At 63.7% G+C, this 15,444-nt stretch carries 19 protein-coding genes and 1 riboswitch; of the genes, 1 reads left to right on the top strand and 18 read right to left on the bottom strand.

The genetic code is table 11. The annotated features are described in order from the left end of the window. Positions 1-82: 82 nt before the first annotated feature. The 5 genes from trpC to hisI all read right to left on the bottom strand — a co-directional run bounded on the left by trpC (position 83) and on the right by hisI (position 3,963). Positions 83-901 carry an indole-3-glycerol phosphate synthase TrpC gene (gene trpC, locus IEY62_RS09045; protein ID WP_189016350.1) on the bottom strand — a complete coding sequence of 273 codons (819 nt, stop codon included), beginning with the start codon at positions 899-901 and terminating at the stop codon, positions 83-85. A 2-nt stretch (positions 902-903) separates the two neighbouring features. After that, positions 904-1,176 (bottom strand): HGxxPAAW family protein, encoded by a 273-nt coding sequence (locus tag IEY62_RS09040; protein WP_090825336.1) that lies wholly within the window; start codon positions 1,174-1,176, stop codon positions 904-906. 131 nt (positions 1,177-1,307) lie between these two features. Then, positions 1,308-1,910, bottom strand: coding sequence for a Trp biosynthesis-associated membrane protein (locus IEY62_RS09035; RefSeq protein WP_189016348.1), 603 nt, complete (start codon positions 1,908-1,910; stop codon positions 1,308-1,310). After that, positions 1,907-3,487: an anthranilate synthase component I gene (locus tag IEY62_RS09030; protein ID WP_189016346.1), complete on the bottom strand. Its 1,581-nt coding sequence runs from the start codon at positions 3,485-3,487 to the stop codon at positions 1,907-1,909. Before IEY62_RS09030 ends, IEY62_RS09035 begins: the two co-directional genes overlap by 4 nt. Positions 3,488-3,546: 59 nt before the next feature. After that, positions 3,547-3,963 carry a phosphoribosyl-AMP cyclohydrolase gene (hisI, locus tag IEY62_RS09025; RefSeq protein WP_189016344.1) on the bottom strand — a complete coding sequence of 139 codons (417 nt, stop codon included), beginning with the start codon at positions 3,961-3,963 and terminating at the stop codon, positions 3,547-3,549. 90 nt (positions 3,964-4,053) lie between these two features. Here hisI and IEY62_RS09020 point away from each other — a divergent pair, with 90 nt between their 5' ends. Then, the gene (locus IEY62_RS09020) at positions 4,054-4,698 is read left to right on the top strand and encodes a TIGR03085 family metal-binding protein (RefSeq protein ID WP_018778635.1); all 645 of its coding nucleotides are present in this window, start codon (positions 4,054-4,056) and stop codon (positions 4,696-4,698) included. Positions 4,699-4,782: 84 nt separating this feature from the next. Here the strand turns inward: IEY62_RS09020 and hisF are convergent, their stop codons facing one another. From hisF to def, 13 genes are all read right to left on the bottom strand, one after another. Then, positions 4,783-5,559 (bottom strand): imidazole glycerol phosphate synthase subunit HisF, encoded by a 777-nt coding sequence (gene hisF, locus IEY62_RS09015; RefSeq protein WP_189016342.1) that lies wholly within the window; start codon positions 5,557-5,559, stop codon positions 4,783-4,785. Between the two features lie 62 nt (positions 5,560-5,621). Beyond that, the gene (hisG, locus tag IEY62_RS09010) at positions 5,622-6,482 is read right to left on the bottom strand and encodes an ATP phosphoribosyltransferase (RefSeq protein WP_189016339.1); all 861 of its coding nucleotides are present in this window, start codon (positions 6,480-6,482) and stop codon (positions 5,622-5,624) included. Between the two features lie 86 nt (positions 6,483-6,568). Continuing rightward, positions 6,569-6,832 carry a phosphoribosyl-ATP diphosphatase gene (locus tag IEY62_RS09005; RefSeq protein ID WP_018778638.1) on the bottom strand — a complete coding sequence of 88 codons (264 nt, stop codon included), beginning with the start codon at positions 6,830-6,832 and terminating at the stop codon, positions 6,569-6,571. 104 nt (positions 6,833-6,936) lie between these two features. Further along, positions 6,937-7,422, bottom strand: coding sequence for a 6,7-dimethyl-8-ribityllumazine synthase (gene ribH, locus IEY62_RS09000; RefSeq protein WP_189016336.1), 486 nt, complete (start codon positions 7,420-7,422; stop codon positions 6,937-6,939). 17 nt (positions 7,423-7,439) lie between these two features. Next, positions 7,440-8,147, bottom strand: a complete 708-nt coding sequence (ribA, locus tag IEY62_RS08995) for a GTP cyclohydrolase II (protein ID WP_189016333.1) — start codon at positions 8,145-8,147, stop codon at positions 7,440-7,442. Next, positions 8,144-8,839, bottom strand: coding sequence for a 3,4-dihydroxy-2-butanone-4-phosphate synthase (gene ribB / locus IEY62_RS08990; RefSeq protein WP_189016331.1), 696 nt, complete (start codon positions 8,837-8,839; stop codon positions 8,144-8,146). Before ribB ends, ribA begins: the two co-directional genes overlap by 4 nt. Continuing rightward, entirely contained in the window at positions 8,836-9,465 is a 630-nt protein-coding gene (locus IEY62_RS08985; RefSeq protein ID WP_189016329.1) for a riboflavin synthase, read from the bottom strand. The genes ribB and IEY62_RS08985 overlap by 4 nt, the downstream gene beginning before the upstream one ends. Next, positions 9,465-10,604: a bifunctional diaminohydroxyphosphoribosylaminopyrimidine deaminase/5-amino-6-(5-phosphoribosylamino)uracil reductase RibD gene (gene ribD / locus IEY62_RS08980; RefSeq protein ID WP_189016327.1), complete on the bottom strand. Its 1,140-nt coding sequence runs from the start codon at positions 10,602-10,604 to the stop codon at positions 9,465-9,467. The genes IEY62_RS08985 and ribD overlap by 1 nt, the downstream gene beginning before the upstream one ends. Continuing rightward, positions 10,601-11,293 (bottom strand): nicotinamide riboside transporter PnuC, encoded by a 693-nt coding sequence (gene pnuC, locus IEY62_RS08975; protein ID WP_189016325.1) that lies wholly within the window; start codon positions 11,291-11,293, stop codon positions 10,601-10,603. Before pnuC ends, ribD begins: the two co-directional genes overlap by 4 nt. 89 nt (positions 11,294-11,382) lie before the next feature. Next, positions 11,383-11,539: riboswitch (FMN riboswitch) on the bottom strand. A 95-nt stretch (positions 11,540-11,634) separates the two neighbouring features. Beyond that, positions 11,635-12,309: a ribulose-phosphate 3-epimerase gene (gene rpe / locus IEY62_RS08970; RefSeq protein WP_189016323.1), complete on the bottom strand. Its 675-nt coding sequence runs from the start codon at positions 12,307-12,309 to the stop codon at positions 11,635-11,637. 79 nt (positions 12,310-12,388) lie between these two features. Continuing rightward, positions 12,389-13,939 (bottom strand): RsmB/NOP family class I SAM-dependent RNA methyltransferase, encoded by a 1,551-nt coding sequence (locus IEY62_RS08965; protein WP_189016321.1) that lies wholly within the window; start codon positions 13,937-13,939, stop codon positions 12,389-12,391. Further along, entirely contained in the window at positions 13,936-14,856 is a 921-nt protein-coding gene (gene fmt / locus IEY62_RS08960; protein ID WP_189016318.1) for a methionyl-tRNA formyltransferase, read from the bottom strand. The genes IEY62_RS08965 and fmt overlap by 4 nt, the downstream gene beginning before the upstream one ends. Beyond that, positions 14,853-15,425 (bottom strand): peptide deformylase, encoded by a 573-nt coding sequence (gene def / locus IEY62_RS08955; protein WP_189016315.1) that lies wholly within the window; start codon positions 15,423-15,425, stop codon positions 14,853-14,855. The genes fmt and def overlap by 4 nt, the downstream gene beginning before the upstream one ends. Between the last annotated feature and the right edge of the window lie 19 nt (positions 15,426-15,444).

Raw genomic sequence — 15,444 nt, 5'->3', positions numbered from 1 at the left:
GGGTAGTTCCACGTGCCACAAGGCAGCCACGGGCTGGTGCCCGGGCTGCCTCATGACTGCTCGCCGTAATTCAGTAACTGCCTCAGTTCCTGACGGCGATGGCGGCAGCTCCGGCTGCCTTGAATTCCGTAATCCGTTCACGCGGGGTGGCATCGCTGACCAGCGCTTCCCCCACCAGGATGGCGTTGGCGCCACCGGCCGCGTAGTGCGCGACGTCGTCGGCACTCCTGACGCCCGACTCCGCGACCACGACTGCCCCGGCCGGAATCAAACCGGCCAGCGAACCGAAAACGGAGCGGTCGACGTCGAGCGTTTTCAAGTTGCGCACGTTGATGCCGATAATCCTGGCTCCAGCCGCGACCGCCCGCTCGATTTCCTCTTCCGTATGCGTCTCGACGAGCACATTCATGCCCAGTTCGTGGCTCAAGGCGCTGAAACGGACGAGCTCGGAGTCGGACAACGCAGCGACGATGAGCAGAATGAGGTCCGCACCATGGGCACGGGCTTCCCAGATCTGGTATTCGTCAACCGTAAAGTCCTTGCGGAGCAACGGCGTTTCGACGGCGGCACGCACGGCATCGAGGTCCGCCAACGAGCCGCCGAAGCGGCGCTGTTCGGTGAGCACACTGATGACGGATGCCCCGCCGTCCGCGTACTGCGCTGCGAGCGATGCCGGGTCGGCGATGGAAGCGAGGTCGCCTTTGGAAGGGCTGCGCCGCTTGATCTCTGCGATGACCTTGAGGTCGTTCCGGTCGGGCGAAGACCCGCCCAGAGCCGCCCAGGCATCACGTGCAGGTGCAACGCCCGCGACGCGTTCCTTCAGCTCCTCGAGGGACACTTGGGCCCTGCGGGCCTCCATGTCCTCCCTGACGCCAACAATGATGTCATCAAGAACGGTCACGATTAGTGGCCGTTGTTCTGCAGCTTGCTGCCGCCCACTCCGTAGCCCGCCTTGCGCATAACCAGGCCAACGATCAGGCCGATAACCATGACAACCAGGCCGCCGACGAAGATCGGGGTGCTGGCGATGACGAAGGCAATGGAGGAAATCAAGGCACCAACCAGCATCACAATCACGCAGGTCCAGGCAGCCGGGCTGTTTCCGTGACCGATGGCGTCAGCGTGGCTGGCCATGGTGGATTCAGCTTGGTTTGCGGACACTGTGGTTTTGCTCATGTGAAATCTCCTCAGGATGAATACTGCTTACATTCTGCCATTTATTGACGTCAGCCGGGGACATCGACCGGCGTCCGGGGCAACGATGACGGCAAAGTCGCAGCGAAGCTGCGCGAAAGCCGCCCGGCTGCCTACGTAGGATCCTCGCCGCGCGACAAGCTGTCCCAGCTGTCGATCTCATCAACCGGCTCGCCGTCGTTCCTGCCGCCGGCGTTGGCATCGTACTTGGTTCGGGTCTTCCAGTAACGACCGGCCACGGGCAAGGCCACCGCAACCACAGCCAGCAGTGCGCCGGCAACCATGGCCACCACCGGGAAGGCCGTCGCAGCGACACTCGCCTGCCCACCGGCAAGGCCCGTCGCGGCCGCGATGGCACCCTGCGCGGCACCGAGCGGATCAGCCAGGACGGTACTGGCCGCCAGGATGATCCCTGCCGCGGACAAAGCAATAATGAGCGCAATGATCCAGCGTGCTACTTTGCCTGCAATGGACGCCGCCAGGCCACCGGCCAAGGCCACCAGGGCCAGTGCCGTGACTGCGGTGGCGGCCTTGTTCCCCGGCACCTGGAGGTTGCTGCTGGACGCCCCCGCGGGGTCGAGCTGCACCTCGAGCCAGGTTTGGGTCGTGGTACCGAAAACAGCGAGGGCCAGCACTACTGCCGCGAGCACCAGCGTGGACTTGCGTGCCCAGCGTGGTGACGTCCTGGCGGGAAGGGCGGATGCGGAAGCACTCACGAGGCGGGCGTCCCGTCGTCGAGCACTTCGTCCCGGCCGGCATCGACCGCAATGTTCTGCAACGAGCCTGCGGTATGCACGGCGCGGAGCGGCGCAGCTGCCTTGTTGACCGTTTCCAGCGCTTCGGAAGGCTTGTGCGAATCCGCCACGATTCCGCCGCCGGCCTGCACGTAGGCGCGGCCTTCACGGAGCAGTGCCGAACGGATGGCAATGGCCATGTCCATGTCACCTGCGAAGTCCAGGTAGCCCACCACACCACCGTAGATGCCACGGCGGTGCGGCTCCAGCTCGTCGAGGAGCCGCAGCGCCCGGGGCTTCGGGGCGCCGGACAACGTACCTGCCGGGAAGGTTGCCCTGAGGACGTCGTATGCCTTCGCATGCGGAGCAAGCTGCCCTACCACGGTGGACACCAGGTGCATGATGTGGCTGAAACGCTCCACTTCCATGAACTGGGTGACATCGACCGTCCCGGCCACGCACACTTTGGAAAGATCGTTACGGGACAGGTCCACCAGCATCAGGTGCTCGGCGCGTTCCTTCTGGTCCGCGAGGAGCTCCGTGGCCAAGGCCTTGTCGGCTTCCACGCTCTTCCCGCGCGGACGTGAACCGGCGATGGGGTGGGTAATGACTTCTTCCCCTGTCACCGTCACCAGTGCTTCCGGCGAGGAGCCCACAATCGAGTACTCGCGGCCGTCTGCATCCTCCAGGCTGAAGAGGTACATGTAGGGGCTGGGGTTGGTGTTGCGCAGCACCCGGTAAACGTCCAATGGATCCGCGGCGCATTCCATTTCGAAGCGGCGCGAGATCACCACCTGGAACACCTCGCCGTCCACTATCGCTTCCTTGCCGCGATCGATGGCTTCCAGGTACTTCGCTTCGTCCCAGCGTTCCTGCACGCTGGAGGCAAAGTCCAAAGCCGCCGTGTCCAGCACGGAAACAGGCTGGGAAACGGGCGTGCTGATCTGGTCCAGGAGTCCTTGCACGCGGGCCACGGCATCGTGCCAGGCATCATCCACGCGTTCGCTGCTGTTGTCGAAGTTGATGGCGTTGGCAATCAACAGAACGGTGCCGTCAACGTTGTCATGTACCGCCATGTCGGTGACCAGGTTCAGCGCCATCTCCGGCAACTGCAGATCGTCCTCAGGTGGGGAGGTCAAACGTTCCCAGTGGCGTACGGATTCCCAGCCGAGGAAGCCCACCAGGCCGGAGGTGAAGGGCGGGAGGCCCTCGAAACGGTCGGTCTGCAGTGCTGCGACCGTGTCGCGGACGGCCTCGACAGGGTTTCCGGAAACGGGAACGCCCACGGGCGGCTCACCGATCCAGTGCGCCTGGCCGTCCTTGGTGGTCAGGGTTGCGCGGGACTTTGAACCGATGAAGGAATAGCGTGACCACGCCCCGCCCACGGCTGCCGATTCCAGGAGGAAGGTTCCCGGCTGTCCCTTGGCGAGCTTCCGATAAAGGCCAATGGGGGTTTCCGCATCGGCAAGGACTTTGAGCCGCACAGGAATGACACGGCTGTGTACGGCGAGTTCCCGGAACTCTTCCAGGCCCGGGCTGATGATTCCAAGGTCCTGCATGGCTATTGTTCTCCGCCTTTTGGTCTGAGGTGGTGCGTCAGTGGAAAGTGCTGGGTGCCTTAGTCGCGGTGGCCCGTAACGACTGTGAAGTCGCGACCGTCGAAGCAGGTCCGGGTCCCGGTGTGGCAGGCTGCGCCGATCTGGTCCACGCGGATCAAGAGGGCGTCGCCGTCGCAGTCAAGGGCGACGGACTTCACGAACTGTACGTGTCCGGAAGTGTCGCCCTTGCGCCAGTATTCCTGGCGTGAGCGGGAATAGAACGTGACGCGCCCTGTGGTCATGGTGCGGTTCAGTGCCTCATCATCCATCCAACCGAGCATGAGGACCTCGTTGGTGTCGTACTGCTGCACAATGGCAGCAACCAGGCCAGCGGAATCGCGCTTGAGTGCGTCCGCGATCTCCTGCGGCAACGGACCCGCGGGGTCGCTGGAAAGCTCCACGGCGGGAGAGGGGCTGGGGGCGGACTGCTCTGACATCAGATCAAGTCTAGTGCCTTTGACGGGACTGGCCGTTCTGCGGCGGTTCCACTGCGCAAGAGCGCTCCGATCGTGCTAGTTTCACAAGTGATGCATTTCGTCGATCCCTCCCGAGAAGTACTGGCCGAAACCCTGCTGGCGGCCGGGCCTGACTCACCCACGCTTTGCGAAGGGTGGCGGACCCGTGACCTTGCCGCGCACTTGTACTTGCGGGAACGTAAGATCGCCGTCGGTCTTGGCCTCTTGATTCCCAGTTTGGGCAAGGCATCGGAAAAGGCCACCTCCAAATTGGCCTCCCAGTTGAAGACCACGGACGCCTACGCGGACCTCGTCAAGACGTTCCGCTCCGGGCCGCCGGCTTTTTCTCCATTAAAGATCAAGGCACTGGACGAGACTTCCAACCTCATCGAGTACTTCGTGCACACCGAGGACATCCGCCGGGCCGGCGACCGCTGGGCGCCGAGGGCACTGGACGAGGCATATTCGGACGCCCTCTGGAATGACCTCATCAAGCGCGCAGCGTTCCTGTATCGCGGTGTTGACCTCGGCATCGTCCTGGTCAGGCCCACGGGACCGCGGCATGTGGCCAAACGCGCACCCGTGTCTGTCGCCATCGTTGGCGAGCCGGGCGAGCTCCTTATGCACGCCCACGGCCGCACCAACCAGGCCTTGGTCACCTTCGAAGGCCAGCCGGACGCCGTCGCGCTTTTGCAGTCAGCGGACATCGGGCTCTAAACAAGCAACGCGGGGTCACTTATGGCCCATCCTGCTAGGGATGATGGGCCATAAGTGACCCCGCGTTGCTGTTAGTGCGTGGAATCAGCGGACTTCGAAGCCAGCCCCGCGGATGGCGGCCTTGACCTGGGCAATCATGTCGTCGGGACCGAAGTGGAACACTGAAGCGGCCAGCACAGCGTCAGCGCCTGCCTGGACAGCGGGCGGGAAGTGCTCCGGTGCGCCGGCACCACCCGAGGCGATGATCGGAATGTTCACGGCTGCGCGTACCAAGCGGATCAGTTCGAGATCAAAGCCGTCCTTGGTGCCATCAGCGTCAATCGAGTTAAGCAGGATCTCCCCCACTCCCCTGTCTGCCGCTTCCTTTGCCCACGCGATGGCATCGATTCCGGTACCGGTCCGACCGCCGTGCGTCGTCACTTCGAAACCGGACGACGTCGGGACGTCGCCTTCCCGGGTCCGGCGCGCGTCAACGGAGAGCACCAGCACCTGGGATCCGAAATGGCGGGTGATTTCGTCGATGACGTCGGGCCTGGCAACGGCGGCCGTGTTGATGGATGCCTTGTCCGCACCAAAACGCAGCAGCTTGTCCACCTCGGCCACACCGCGGACGCCACCGCCCACCGTGAGGGGGATGAACACTTCCTCTGCGGTGCGGCGAACGACGTCGAAGGTTGTTTCGCGGTTCCCCGACGACGCCGTGACGTCCAGGAACGTCAGCTCATCGGCCCCGCCGTTGTCGTAGCGGTGGGCAAGTTCCACCGGGTCTCCGGCGTCACGAAGGCCTTCAAAGTTGACACCCTTGACGACGCGGCCGGCGTCCACGTCCAGGCATGGAATGACGCGTACGGCTACAGCCATGTGCTGCTCCTCAGTTCTGCTGGGCTCTACTCGATCAGTGCGTGGGTCGGATCCGGCAGGCGTCAGATCCGGCAGGCGTGGATGCTGCTGACCAGGATGGCGCGTGCGCCGAGGTCGTACAGCTCATCCATGATGCGGTTGGTTTCCTTTTTGGGAACCATGGAACGCACGGCGACCCATTCGGAATCACGCAGCGGCGAGACCGTGGGCGATTCGAGGCCGGGAGTCAGTGACGCAGCGTCTTCCACGAGGTCCTTGCGGATGTCGTAGTCCATGAGGACGTACTGGCGTGCAACCAGAACGCCCTGCAGGCGGCGGATGAGGATGTCGATTTCCTTGGCGGTCCCATTGGCCGCGCCACCGGATCCCGAGCGGCGGATCAGTACAGCCTCGGATTTCAGGATGGGCTCGCCGAAGATCTCCATGCCGGCGGCCTTGAGCGTATTGCCGGTTTCCACAACATCGGCAATGGCGTCCGCAACGCCCAGGCGGACCGAGGACTCCACGGCGCCGTCCAGACGGACCACCGTGGCGTTGACGCCGCGTTCAGCGAGGTAGTCGCGCAGGAGGCCGTCATAGCTGGTGGCCAGGCGCTTGCCCTCAAGCTGTTCGACGCCGCTGAAGTCACCAACGGGGCCGGCGAACCGGAAAGTGGAGGGCGCAAAGCCCAAGGGAAGCAATTCTTCGGCTTCGACCTTCGCATCAAGCAGGAGGTCCCTGCCCGTGATGCCGACGTCCAGGGTTCCCTGGCCTACATAAACGGCGATGTCACGGGGACGGAGGAAGAAGAACTCGATGTCGTTGTCGGGATCAATCATCACCAGTTCGCGCGAGTCGCGGCGCTGGCGGTAACCGGCCTCGGAGAGCATTGCCGAGGCGGCTTCGGACAGGGATCCCTTGTTGGGGACTGCTACACGGAGCATTGGGGAGACTTTCTTTTTGGAATGGAGGTTTCAGGCACATCGGCCACGCGGCTGACTCCGCTTGCATAGCGTGCGGAGTGGCGTGGCTAGAGATGCTTGTAAACGTCTTCCAGGCTGAGGCCCTTGGCGAGCATGAGGACCTGCAGGTGGTACAGGAGCTGGGAGATTTCCTCAGCAGCGGCCTCGTCCGATTCGTACTCCGCGGCCATCCAGACTTCGGCGGCCTCTTCGACCACTTTCTTGCCGATGCCGTGGATTCCGGAGTCCAGCTCGGCTACCGTGCGCGAGCCTGCCGGACGGGTCGCTGCTTTCTCACTCAGTTCTGCGAACAGCGTCTCGAAATTCTTCACGCCCTCCAGACTACTTGCTCCGGGCCCGGCGCCGCTTGTTGGGGCGTTGCATGACGAAGGGGATGTGAGTGAACACACACTCACATCCCCTCCGCGCGCCGGACTCAGCTGTAGTGCTTGAGAGTCACGGCGGTGGCCAGGGCAGCGGTTACTGCCTCGTGGCCCTTGTCTTCCTGGGAGCCCGGCAGACCGGCCCGGTCAAGGCCCTGTTGTTCGGTATCGCAGGTGAGTACACCGAAGCCCACCGGCACGCCGGTGCGGACGCTGACATCGGTGAGTCCTGACGTCGCGGCCTGGCAGACGTAGTCGAAGTGCGGGGTTCCGCCGCGGATCACCACACCAAGGGCAACGACGGCGTCAAAGTGCGGCGCCAGCCGGGCAGCTGCAACCGGAAGTTCGAAGCTGCCCGGAACCCGCAACAACGTGGGTTCGGCGATGCCTGCTTCTTTCGCGGCACGCAGGGCGCCATCCACCAGGCCATCCATGATCTGGGTGTGCCAGCTCGCAGCTACGATGGCGAGCTTGAGCTGTGAGGTTTCTTCGGGGTTAAGGGTAGTGAGGTCAATAGTGGGCGCGCCGTGTCCGCTCATGTGTACTAGGGGTCCGTTCAGTCTTGGTTGCTGTTTGAGGTATTGGGTGAGGCTGTCTTCTTGCCATTGCTGACCGGCTCTACATCGAGCGTCAGCAGGTGGTCCATCCGGTCCTTCTTGGTCTGCAGGTACCGGAGGTTCTGCTCCCGGGACGGCACCTCGGTGGGCACCATCTCCACAACAGTCACTCCGGCTTTGTCCAAGCGGTGCTGTTTGTCCGGGTTGTTGCTGAGCAACCGGACTTCGTGGAGGCCCATTTCGGCAAGGATCTGACCGGCTGCGCTGTAGGAGCGGGCATCAACCGGCAGTCCCAGTTGCTCGTTGGCCTCGACCGTATCAAAACCGGCTTCCTGCAAAGCGTAGGCCTTGATCTTGTTGGCCAGTCCAATCCCCCGGCCTTCCTGACCGCGCAGGTAAAGCAGCGTTCCGCCTTCCCGGTGGATGAGTTCCAGGGCAAAGGCGAGCTGTTCACCGCAATCGCATCGGTAGGAACCGAAAACATCGCCGGTGAGGCATTCGGAGTGCAGCCTGACCAAGGGAGCCCGACCACTCTCGGGCGGAGTGGCCGAGCTGACCGCAAGGTGCTCGACCCCCGTGACATGATCCGTCCACGCTTGCGCCACAAAGTCGCCAAAGGCCGTCGGCAATTGGACGATCGGTCCACCACTTACCGGGTGCGGACCGGCGTCCGCGTGCTCACTGCTGCGTGTTGTCGATGCGGTCATCGCTTCTCCTCGTCTACCCGTGAAACAGGCGCCGCCTGGGAGTCCGCCGCCTCAACATACGACACCAGGTCCTCGATGGAGATGAGGGGGCATCCATGTTCAGCGGCGAAACCGCGCAGGCTGTCCAAGCGCATCATTTCACCGTCGTCATGTACCAACTCTGCGATCACACCCACCGGGGCGAGCCCGGCCAGGCGACACAAGTCCACGGCAGCTTCCGTGTGTCCCGGACGTTCACGCACTCCCCCCTTAACGGCCCGCAGCGGAAAAATATGCCCGGGACGGGTGAGTGACGCCGGAGTGCTGCTCGGGTCCGCCAGGATCCGGGCCGTCAGAGCCCTGTCCGTGGCAGAAATACCCGTGCTGACTCCCACCGCAGCGTCACAGGAAACAGTATAGGCAGTACCCTTAGCATCTTGGTTGATTTCCACCATGGGAGGCAGGATCAGCGCGTCGGCCCTTTGGTCTTCCAACGGAACACAGATGACGCCGGAGGAATATCGGATGGTCCAACCCATCAGGGCCGGCGTGGCATGTTCAGCGGCAAAAATGATGTCGCCTTCGTTTTCCCTGTCTTCGTTGTCCACCACGATGACGGCCCGCCCGGCCGCCATCGCCTCGATGGCCGATTCTACGGAATCAAGGCCGGGGCGCTGCGACGTTGCCGGCTGTGGCGTCGTGGGGGCGCTCATCGGGTGCCTCCCTGCTGCGGAGCGAAGGACAGAAGCCGTTCGGTGTATTTGGCCAGGACATCCACTTCCAGATTGACGTGGCCGCCTACCTGCTTCGCTCCCAGTCCGGTCTCCTCCAGCGTGGTGGGAATCAGGCCGACTTCGAACCACGCGTCCTGTTCGGAAGCCGGGCTGACGGCGGTCACCGTCAGCGAGACACCGTCGACGGCGATCGAACCTTTTTCAGCGATGTAACGGGCCAGCGGGGCCGGGACGCCGAACCGCAGGCGGTCCCAGTTGCCCAGCGCTTCGCGCTCCAGCAGCTCCCCCACGCCGTCCACATGGCCTTGCACAACGTGCCCGTCCAGACGGCCGCCGGCAGGAACACAGCGTTCCAGGTTCACGGTGTCTCCGGCCACCAGTTCCCCGATAGTGGTGCGCGTCAGGGTCTCGCCCATGACATCGACGCTGAAATCCTGGCCCTCAATGCGGGTAGCCGTGAGGCAGACACCATTAACGGCTATGGAGCCTCCCAACGGCAGGTCCCCAGTGGTGGTGGGTGCCTTCAAGCGCAGCGTCGCGCTGGCATCGCCGTCATGGTCAATGCCCAGGACAGTGCCTTGTTCTGCAACGATTCCGGTAAACATCAGTGTCCTCCTGTGACATATTCCGCGGCGTCACTGCGTGAGACCAGGCTTTGCTGCGGAATCGAATTCCTAGTGGTGTTGGCAGTGCGTCCGGCTGGCCGGAGATGGAGCCGGAGGTCGTTGCCGAGTGTGCGGACCGGACCCCCTGACGCCTCGTCCCACGCCCAGCGCTGGGCATCGGCAAGCGTTCCGATACCCAGGTCATTCAGGGCCGGAGTTCCGGAGCCCAGCAGGGTAGGTGCCAGGTAGATGATCAACTCGTCCACCAAGCCGGCAGCCAGGAAGGTGCTCAGGATGCTCGAGCCCCCTTCCACCATCACGTGCCGGACACCCTCCTCGAAGAGCATGCCCAAAGCCTCGGCAGGATCCCGGGTTGGCAGATGCCTGAAGCGTCCGTCGGTTCCACGTACCGCTGCCGCCTCCGGAACATCCCGCATGCCCATGACTGCACGAATGGGCTGGCGTTGGGAAAGTTCATCGTCCGGCGTGCGAGCCGTCAGCCGGGGGTTGTCGACGAGCACGGTTCCTGTCCCGACGAGGATCGCGTCGATAAGTCGCCGCAACGCGTGGTTGTCTGCCAGTGACTCCGCGCTGGAAATCCACTGGCTGGTGCCGTCAACCGCAGCAATCCGGCTGTCCAGGGTCTGTGCAATATGCAAGGTGACGAAGGGGCGTTTGGAAGCAACGGCGTCGAACCATTCCCGGTTCATGTCCAATGATTCGTCAAAGCCGAGCCCCGACACGACGTCGATCCCTGCCGCCCTGAGCGTTTTCGCACCGCCCGCAGCGGGGTCGTGCGGGTCATCGACGGCGTAGATCACCTTCGCGATTCCGGCCGCAATAATCGCCTGGGCGCAGGGTCCGGTCCGGCCCACATGATTGCAGGGCTCCAGGGTGACCACCATGGTGGTTCCCTTGGTGTCGATTCCCTGGCGCCGCGCTTCCAGGATCGCATCGGCCTCTGCATGGTTGGTTCCCGCGCCGCGGTGGTAGCCGGTGGCGAGCTGCTCGCCTTCAGCGCTGAGGATTACCGCTCCAACCAAAGGATTCGCCCCCCGCGGGCCTGCCAAGGCGGCGGTGAGGGCCGCGTCCATGGCGGCCTTTTCAGCGGCCGGAAACTCCACGGTGTGCGCGCTCATCGCACAGCTCCCGCAGTGGCCGGGACTGGGCGGACGGCGACACGCTCACGTTTTTCGGCCCGCCACCACACGAAGAATCCGGTCAATGTAAAGAAGCCGTAAAACAGGTACATGACCGCGCTGGCGTAGTAGCCGGCACTGAACAGCAGCGGCACACCCACGATGTCCACGGCCACCCAGATCAACCAGAATTCAGTCCATCCGCGGGCCATTCCGTACGTAGCCAGGAGCGAGCCCATAAAGGTCCAGGCGTCTGCCCACACAGGCGGGTAGGAACCGAGTGCGTCGAACAGGGGCGTCAGGGCAGCAGTTCCCGCTACCATTGCGCCGATCAGCACCAGGCGCACCTTGTTCCCGGCCCAGCCTGGGACTACGGCCCGTCCCTGGGTGCTCGATTGCCGGCCTTGCTGCCACCGGTACCAGCCATATACCGCTACGGCAATGAACATGACCTGCCGGCCGGCCTGTCCCCAGAGGGTAGCGGGCGCAGCAGCACCGAAAACGTTGCCGAGGAACACCGTAAGTAAGAGGATGTTGCCGACGATTCCTACCGGCCAAGCCCAGACTTTCCGGCGCATTCCGCCGAGGGCGCTGAGCAACCCAAAGATGTTTCCAAGCACTTCGCGTAAGACAAGAGCAGATCCTCCAACGGGGATCTGTGCTTCGAAGAGCCATCGCAGAAAGTCCATGCCGTTCCTTCCCAGTTAGCCGCGATGACTCCGGGGGTGTACGACAGCGCAATGCCGGGCGTCACTGAAAGAACGCCCATGGCATGACTGTACGTGCTTCTCCCATCCAGACTTTAACTGTCGGTACCGGAATTCCACCGGTTCAACCGTCCGCCATTGCCATCCACATTGCTGTGGACATCAATGGCTCGCGGGTCGCGGACTATAACCGCCGGTTCGGACTTACACCGACCCCGGAGCACGTATGTGTGTTGTTATTCTGCCATAACTGCGAAGATGACCGGGCTATTCCCGGCCATCTTCGTAATATCCGGCGGCTTCGTAATATCCGGCGGCGATCCTCAGGCCGTCGCCACCGGGGTTGCCTCAGCTGCCGCGCGGAGCCTGTCGATCGCTGCCGCCGGATCCTGATGCCCATAGACTGCAGAGCCCGCAACGAAGACGTTGGCGCCCGCCTCAGCCGCACGCATAATCGTCTCCTCCGTAATGCCGCCGTCCACCTGGATTGCCACACCAATGCCCGAGCCCTCGATGGCCGCACGGGCGCGGCGGATCTTGGGCAACGTGATGTCAAGGAATGATTGCCCGCCGAAGCCAGGTTCCACCGTCATGATCAACAACATGTCCAGCTCACTGAGCATGTCCAGGTAGGGTTCCACCGGCGTGGCAGGCCGCAACGCCATGCCGGCCTTGGCTCCCCGTGCCCGCAGTTCCCGAGCCAGTTTGACCGGCGCCATGGCGGCCTCGGCATGGAACGTTACGGATGCGACGCCGGCGTCAGCGTAGGCAGGCGCCCAGCGGTCGGCGTCGGAAATCATCAGATGCGCGTCCAACGGAACCGGGCTGACGGCCTGAATCCGCTGTACCACCGGCAGTCCGAGCGTCAGGTTTGGGACGAAGTGGTTGTCCATGACGTCCACGTGGACAGCATCGGCATTGCTGATCCTCTGCAACTCCGCCTCAAGGTTAACGAAGTCCGCGGACAGGATGCTCGGGTTGATACAGCACTGAGACAAGGCAGCCCCTTCGGGTCGGTATGGGTCATGGGACGGCTGCGCCGGAAGGATGCTTCCGCATCAGCCAGGGATCTTGCGGCTACGGCTTCTTGCGGATTATGGCCATGAACATGGCATCCGTTTGGTGGACGTGCGGCCAGAGCTGGGCGGTGAGCTCATGTCCCGCGCCCAGGTTTCCGGTCAGGCTGACTTGGTCAAGCGCCTGCCCGGAGTCGAGCAATTCGAGGTCCTCACGCTTGTTGAGTACATCTCCAACCACTGCGGTGGTCTCAGCAGGGTGGGGCGAACACGTCACGTAGGCCACGACGCCGCCGGGCTTAACGGCGTCGATCGCCGACTTCAGGAGGTCCCGTTGCAGCGGACCGAGATCGCCGATGTCCTTGGGTGAGCGGCGCCACCGAGATTCCGGACGCCTGCGCAGGGCGCCCAGGCCACTGCACGGAACATCCACCAGGACACGGTCGAAAGCTCCTGGCTGCTCAGCGCCGACTTCGCGTCCGTCGCCTGTGCGCACGCTCCAGGATTCCGTAGGGACGGCGGAGAGTGCCTGTTGGACAAGTTTGGCCCGGTGCGGTGCCGGCTCGTTCGCCAGGAGGGTAGCTCCGTCGCGGTAGGCAAGAGCGGCCAGGAGGGCTGCCTTGCCACCAGGACCTGCGCAAAGGTCCAGCCACTTCTCGCCGCCGGCGGGACGCTCCCCCAGCTCAACCCCGGCCAATGCGCGGGCAACGAGCTGGGATCCCACGTCCTGGACACGCGTGGTGCCCCGCCGTACCGATTCGAAGCGGCCCAGGTCCCCGCCTGCAGAGAGCGCGGAGCCTTCCACCAGTTCACCGGGAGTAGCTCCGTTGTCAAAGGCCTCTTCCAGGTCCCCCAGACCCGGCAGAGCCACCAGGTTAACCACTGGTGCCGCGTTGTCGGCCTCCAGGAGATCGTCGATTTCGGCCTTGGGCCTGCCGTGGTTCACCAGTGATTGCCGCAATGCCCGGACAATCCATTCAGGGTGTGCATGCCGGAGGGCAGCGATCCTGGTCTCGTCGGTTTCCTGGTCCAGCAGGATGTCCAGCCATTCGTCCATGCTGTGGGCAGTGACCTTGCGGAGTACAGCGTTGATAAGAGCCGACGGCCCGGCGCCAATGACCGCACGGGCCAAACCAACTGTTTGGTCCAGCGCGGCGTGGGCGGGAACCCGCATCGACAGGAGCTGGTGCGCACCGATCCGCAGGGCATCCAGGATCGCGGGGTCAAGCTGTTCAAGGGGCCGGTCAACACACCTGGCCAGAATGGCGTCGTACGTCCCCTGGCCACGCAGCGCCCCATAGCTCAGCTCTGTGGCGAAACCGGCATCGCGGCGGTCCAGGCGGTGCTCACGGATTCTCGCCGGGAGGACAAGGTTGGCATAGGCGTCCTCCGAAGCGACGGCCCGGAGAACCTCGAAAGCGACCAAACGCGCAGGATCGGCCCGCCTGGTCCGCTGCGATGGCGCATTGTTCGTGAATCCCCGCTGGGGTCCCCTGTTGCGCTCCCTGCCTTGGGCATTGCGTTTGCTGTCGCCCCTGGCTCCCCGGTTGCCTTGCCCGGCGCCGTCCCGGCTCCCGCTGTTGTTGGGGCCTCGACGGCCGGACTCGCTCATTCGAATACCACTCTCTCAGGTGCTGCCAAGCCGCGGGCCCAGTCGGCCGGCGACATCATTTTCTTACCTGCCGGCTGGATCCGGCCAAGCTCTACGGCGTGGGAACCAGTGCCCACAAGTACGGACTTACCATCCACCCGGATGGTTCCTGGCGCAAGATCATCAACCCCGGGCCTCGACGTCACAGGTTCGAGTTTGATCCGCTGGCCTTCCAATGTGGTCCAAGCCCCCGGTTCCGGGGTCACTCCCCGGGACCGGCGGTTCAGTGCCAGTGCCGGCTGCCGCCAGTCCAGTCGCCCGTCATCCAGTGTCAGCTTGGGAGCCAACGACACCTCTCCTGATTGCGGTTGCGGAGCAGCCTGTCCGGCGTCGATGGCGGACAGAGTTTGGCTCAGGAGCACGGCCCCACTCAGGGACAGCCGTTCCAGGAGATCGCCGGCCGTATCTTCGGGTCGAACAGTCTCCGTGAGGGTTCCAAACACCGGCCCGGTGTCGAGGCCCTCTTCAAGCTGGAACGTTGCCGCACCCGTAACATCGTCTCCGGCAATGATGGAGCGCTGTACAGGAGCAGCGCCCCGCCAGGCCGGTAATAAAGAGAAGTGCAGGTTGACCCAGCCATGAGTGGGGACTCCCAAGGCAGCGCGTGGAACGATGCCGCCGTAGGCAACGATTGCGGCCACATCCGGAGCATGGCCCGCAATGCGGGCAGTAGTGTCGGCGTCAACCTTGGCCGCGCGAATGACCTCGATGCCCAGTTCCTCGGCGCGGGCAGCTACTGGCGAGGGAGTCATGACACGCTTGCGGCCCAGTGGGGCGTCCGGCCTGGTCAGGACGGCTACGACGTCGAAGCCGGCCTTGATCAAGGCGTCCAGGGACGGTACGGCTACAGCCGGCGTCCCCGCGAAAAGCACCCTCACTCGGCAACCCCGAAACTGCCGCCGCCGAAGCTGGATCCCACAGTGTTGGCACGCTTGGACGTGGTCTTCTCGGTAATGGCGTGGTAATTGGCGTTTCGAATGGCCCTGAGCGCGGCCTTCCGGTCCTCGCCTTCCAGTCGATCCGTGTACAACACACCGTCAAGGTGATCAGTCTCATGTTGGAAGCAACGTGCCAGCATTCCTTCGGCCTCCACCGAGACCGGGTTTCCGTTCAGGTCCACGCCAGTTGCCCTCGTAGCCCGGAAGCGTCGGACGGGGAAGCCAAGCCCGGGGATGGAGAGGCAGCCCTCCACTTCGTCAGGCTGGAAATCGTCGCTGTTTTCCAGGACCGGGTTGATGATGTGCCCTTCCACTCCCCCGATGCGGTAAGTAAACACGCGCTGGCTGACGCCTATCTGGGGGGCGGCGAGGCCTGCGCCGTCCACGTCCTCCATGGTTTCGGTCATGTCAGCTACCAGCTTGGCGAGTTCCGGACCGAAGTCGGTGACGGGGTCGGCCACGGTGCGCAGCACCGGATCCCCAATGATTCGGATACTCAAAATTGCCATGCTTTGCCTGTCCTCACGA

The organism is Paenarthrobacter histidinolovorans, from assembly GCF_014647595.1.
In the GTDB taxonomy this organism is placed as follows: domain Bacteria; phylum Actinomycetota; class Actinomycetes; order Actinomycetales; family Micrococcaceae; genus Arthrobacter; species Arthrobacter histidinolovorans.
The sequence above is the reverse complement of the archived record's forward strand: the minus strand, read 5'-3'. Positions and strand labels throughout refer to the sequence as shown.

Excerpts from the sequence above, each read along its gene's own strand:
- ribD (WP_189016327.1), bottom strand. The coding sequence starts at position 10,604 with ATGAGCGCGCACACCGTGGAGTTTCCGGCCGCTGAAAAGGCCGCCATG.
- hisG (WP_189016339.1), bottom strand. The coding sequence starts at position 6,482 with ATGCTCCGTGTAGCAGTCCCCAACAAGGGATCCCTGTCCGAAGCCGCC.
- IEY62_RS09030 (WP_189016346.1), bottom strand. The coding sequence starts at position 3,487 with ATGCAGGACCTTGGAATCATCAGCCCGGGCCTGGAAGAGTTCCGGGAA.
- IEY62_RS08965 (WP_189016321.1), bottom strand. The coding sequence starts at position 13,939 with ATGAGCGAGTCCGGCCGTCGAGGCCCCAACAACAGCGGGAGCCGGGAC.
- IEY62_RS09020 (WP_018778635.1), top strand. The coding sequence starts at position 4,054 with ATGCATTTCGTCGATCCCTCCCGAGAAGTACTGGCCGAAACCCTGCTG.
- pnuC (WP_189016325.1), bottom strand. The coding sequence starts at position 11,293 with ATGGACTTTCTGCGATGGCTCTTCGAAGCACAGATCCCCGTTGGAGGA.
- hisI (WP_189016344.1), bottom strand. The coding sequence starts at position 3,963 with ATGTCAGAGCAGTCCGCCCCCAGCCCCTCTCCCGCCGTGGAGCTTTCC.
- IEY62_RS08985 (WP_189016329.1), bottom strand. The coding sequence starts at position 9,465 with ATGTTTACCGGAATCGTTGCAGAACAAGGCACTGTCCTGGGCATTGAC.
- ribH (WP_189016336.1), bottom strand. The coding sequence starts at position 7,422 with ATGAGCGGACACGGCGCGCCCACTATTGACCTCACTACCCTTAACCCC.
- def (WP_189016315.1), bottom strand. The coding sequence starts at position 15,425 with ATGGCAATTTTGAGTATCCGAATCATTGGGGATCCGGTGCTGCGCACC.
- ribA (WP_189016333.1), bottom strand. The coding sequence starts at position 8,147 with ATGACCGCATCGACAACACGCAGCAGTGAGCACGCGGACGCCGGTCCG.
- hisF (WP_189016342.1), bottom strand. The coding sequence starts at position 5,559 with ATGGCTGTAGCCGTACGCGTCATTCCATGCCTGGACGTGGACGCCGGC.
- IEY62_RS09040 (WP_090825336.1), bottom strand. The coding sequence starts at position 1,176 with ATGAGCAAAACCACAGTGTCCGCAAACCAAGCTGAATCCACCATGGCC.
- ribB (WP_189016331.1), bottom strand. The coding sequence starts at position 8,839 with ATGAGCGCCCCCACGACGCCACAGCCGGCAACGTCGCAGCGCCCCGGC.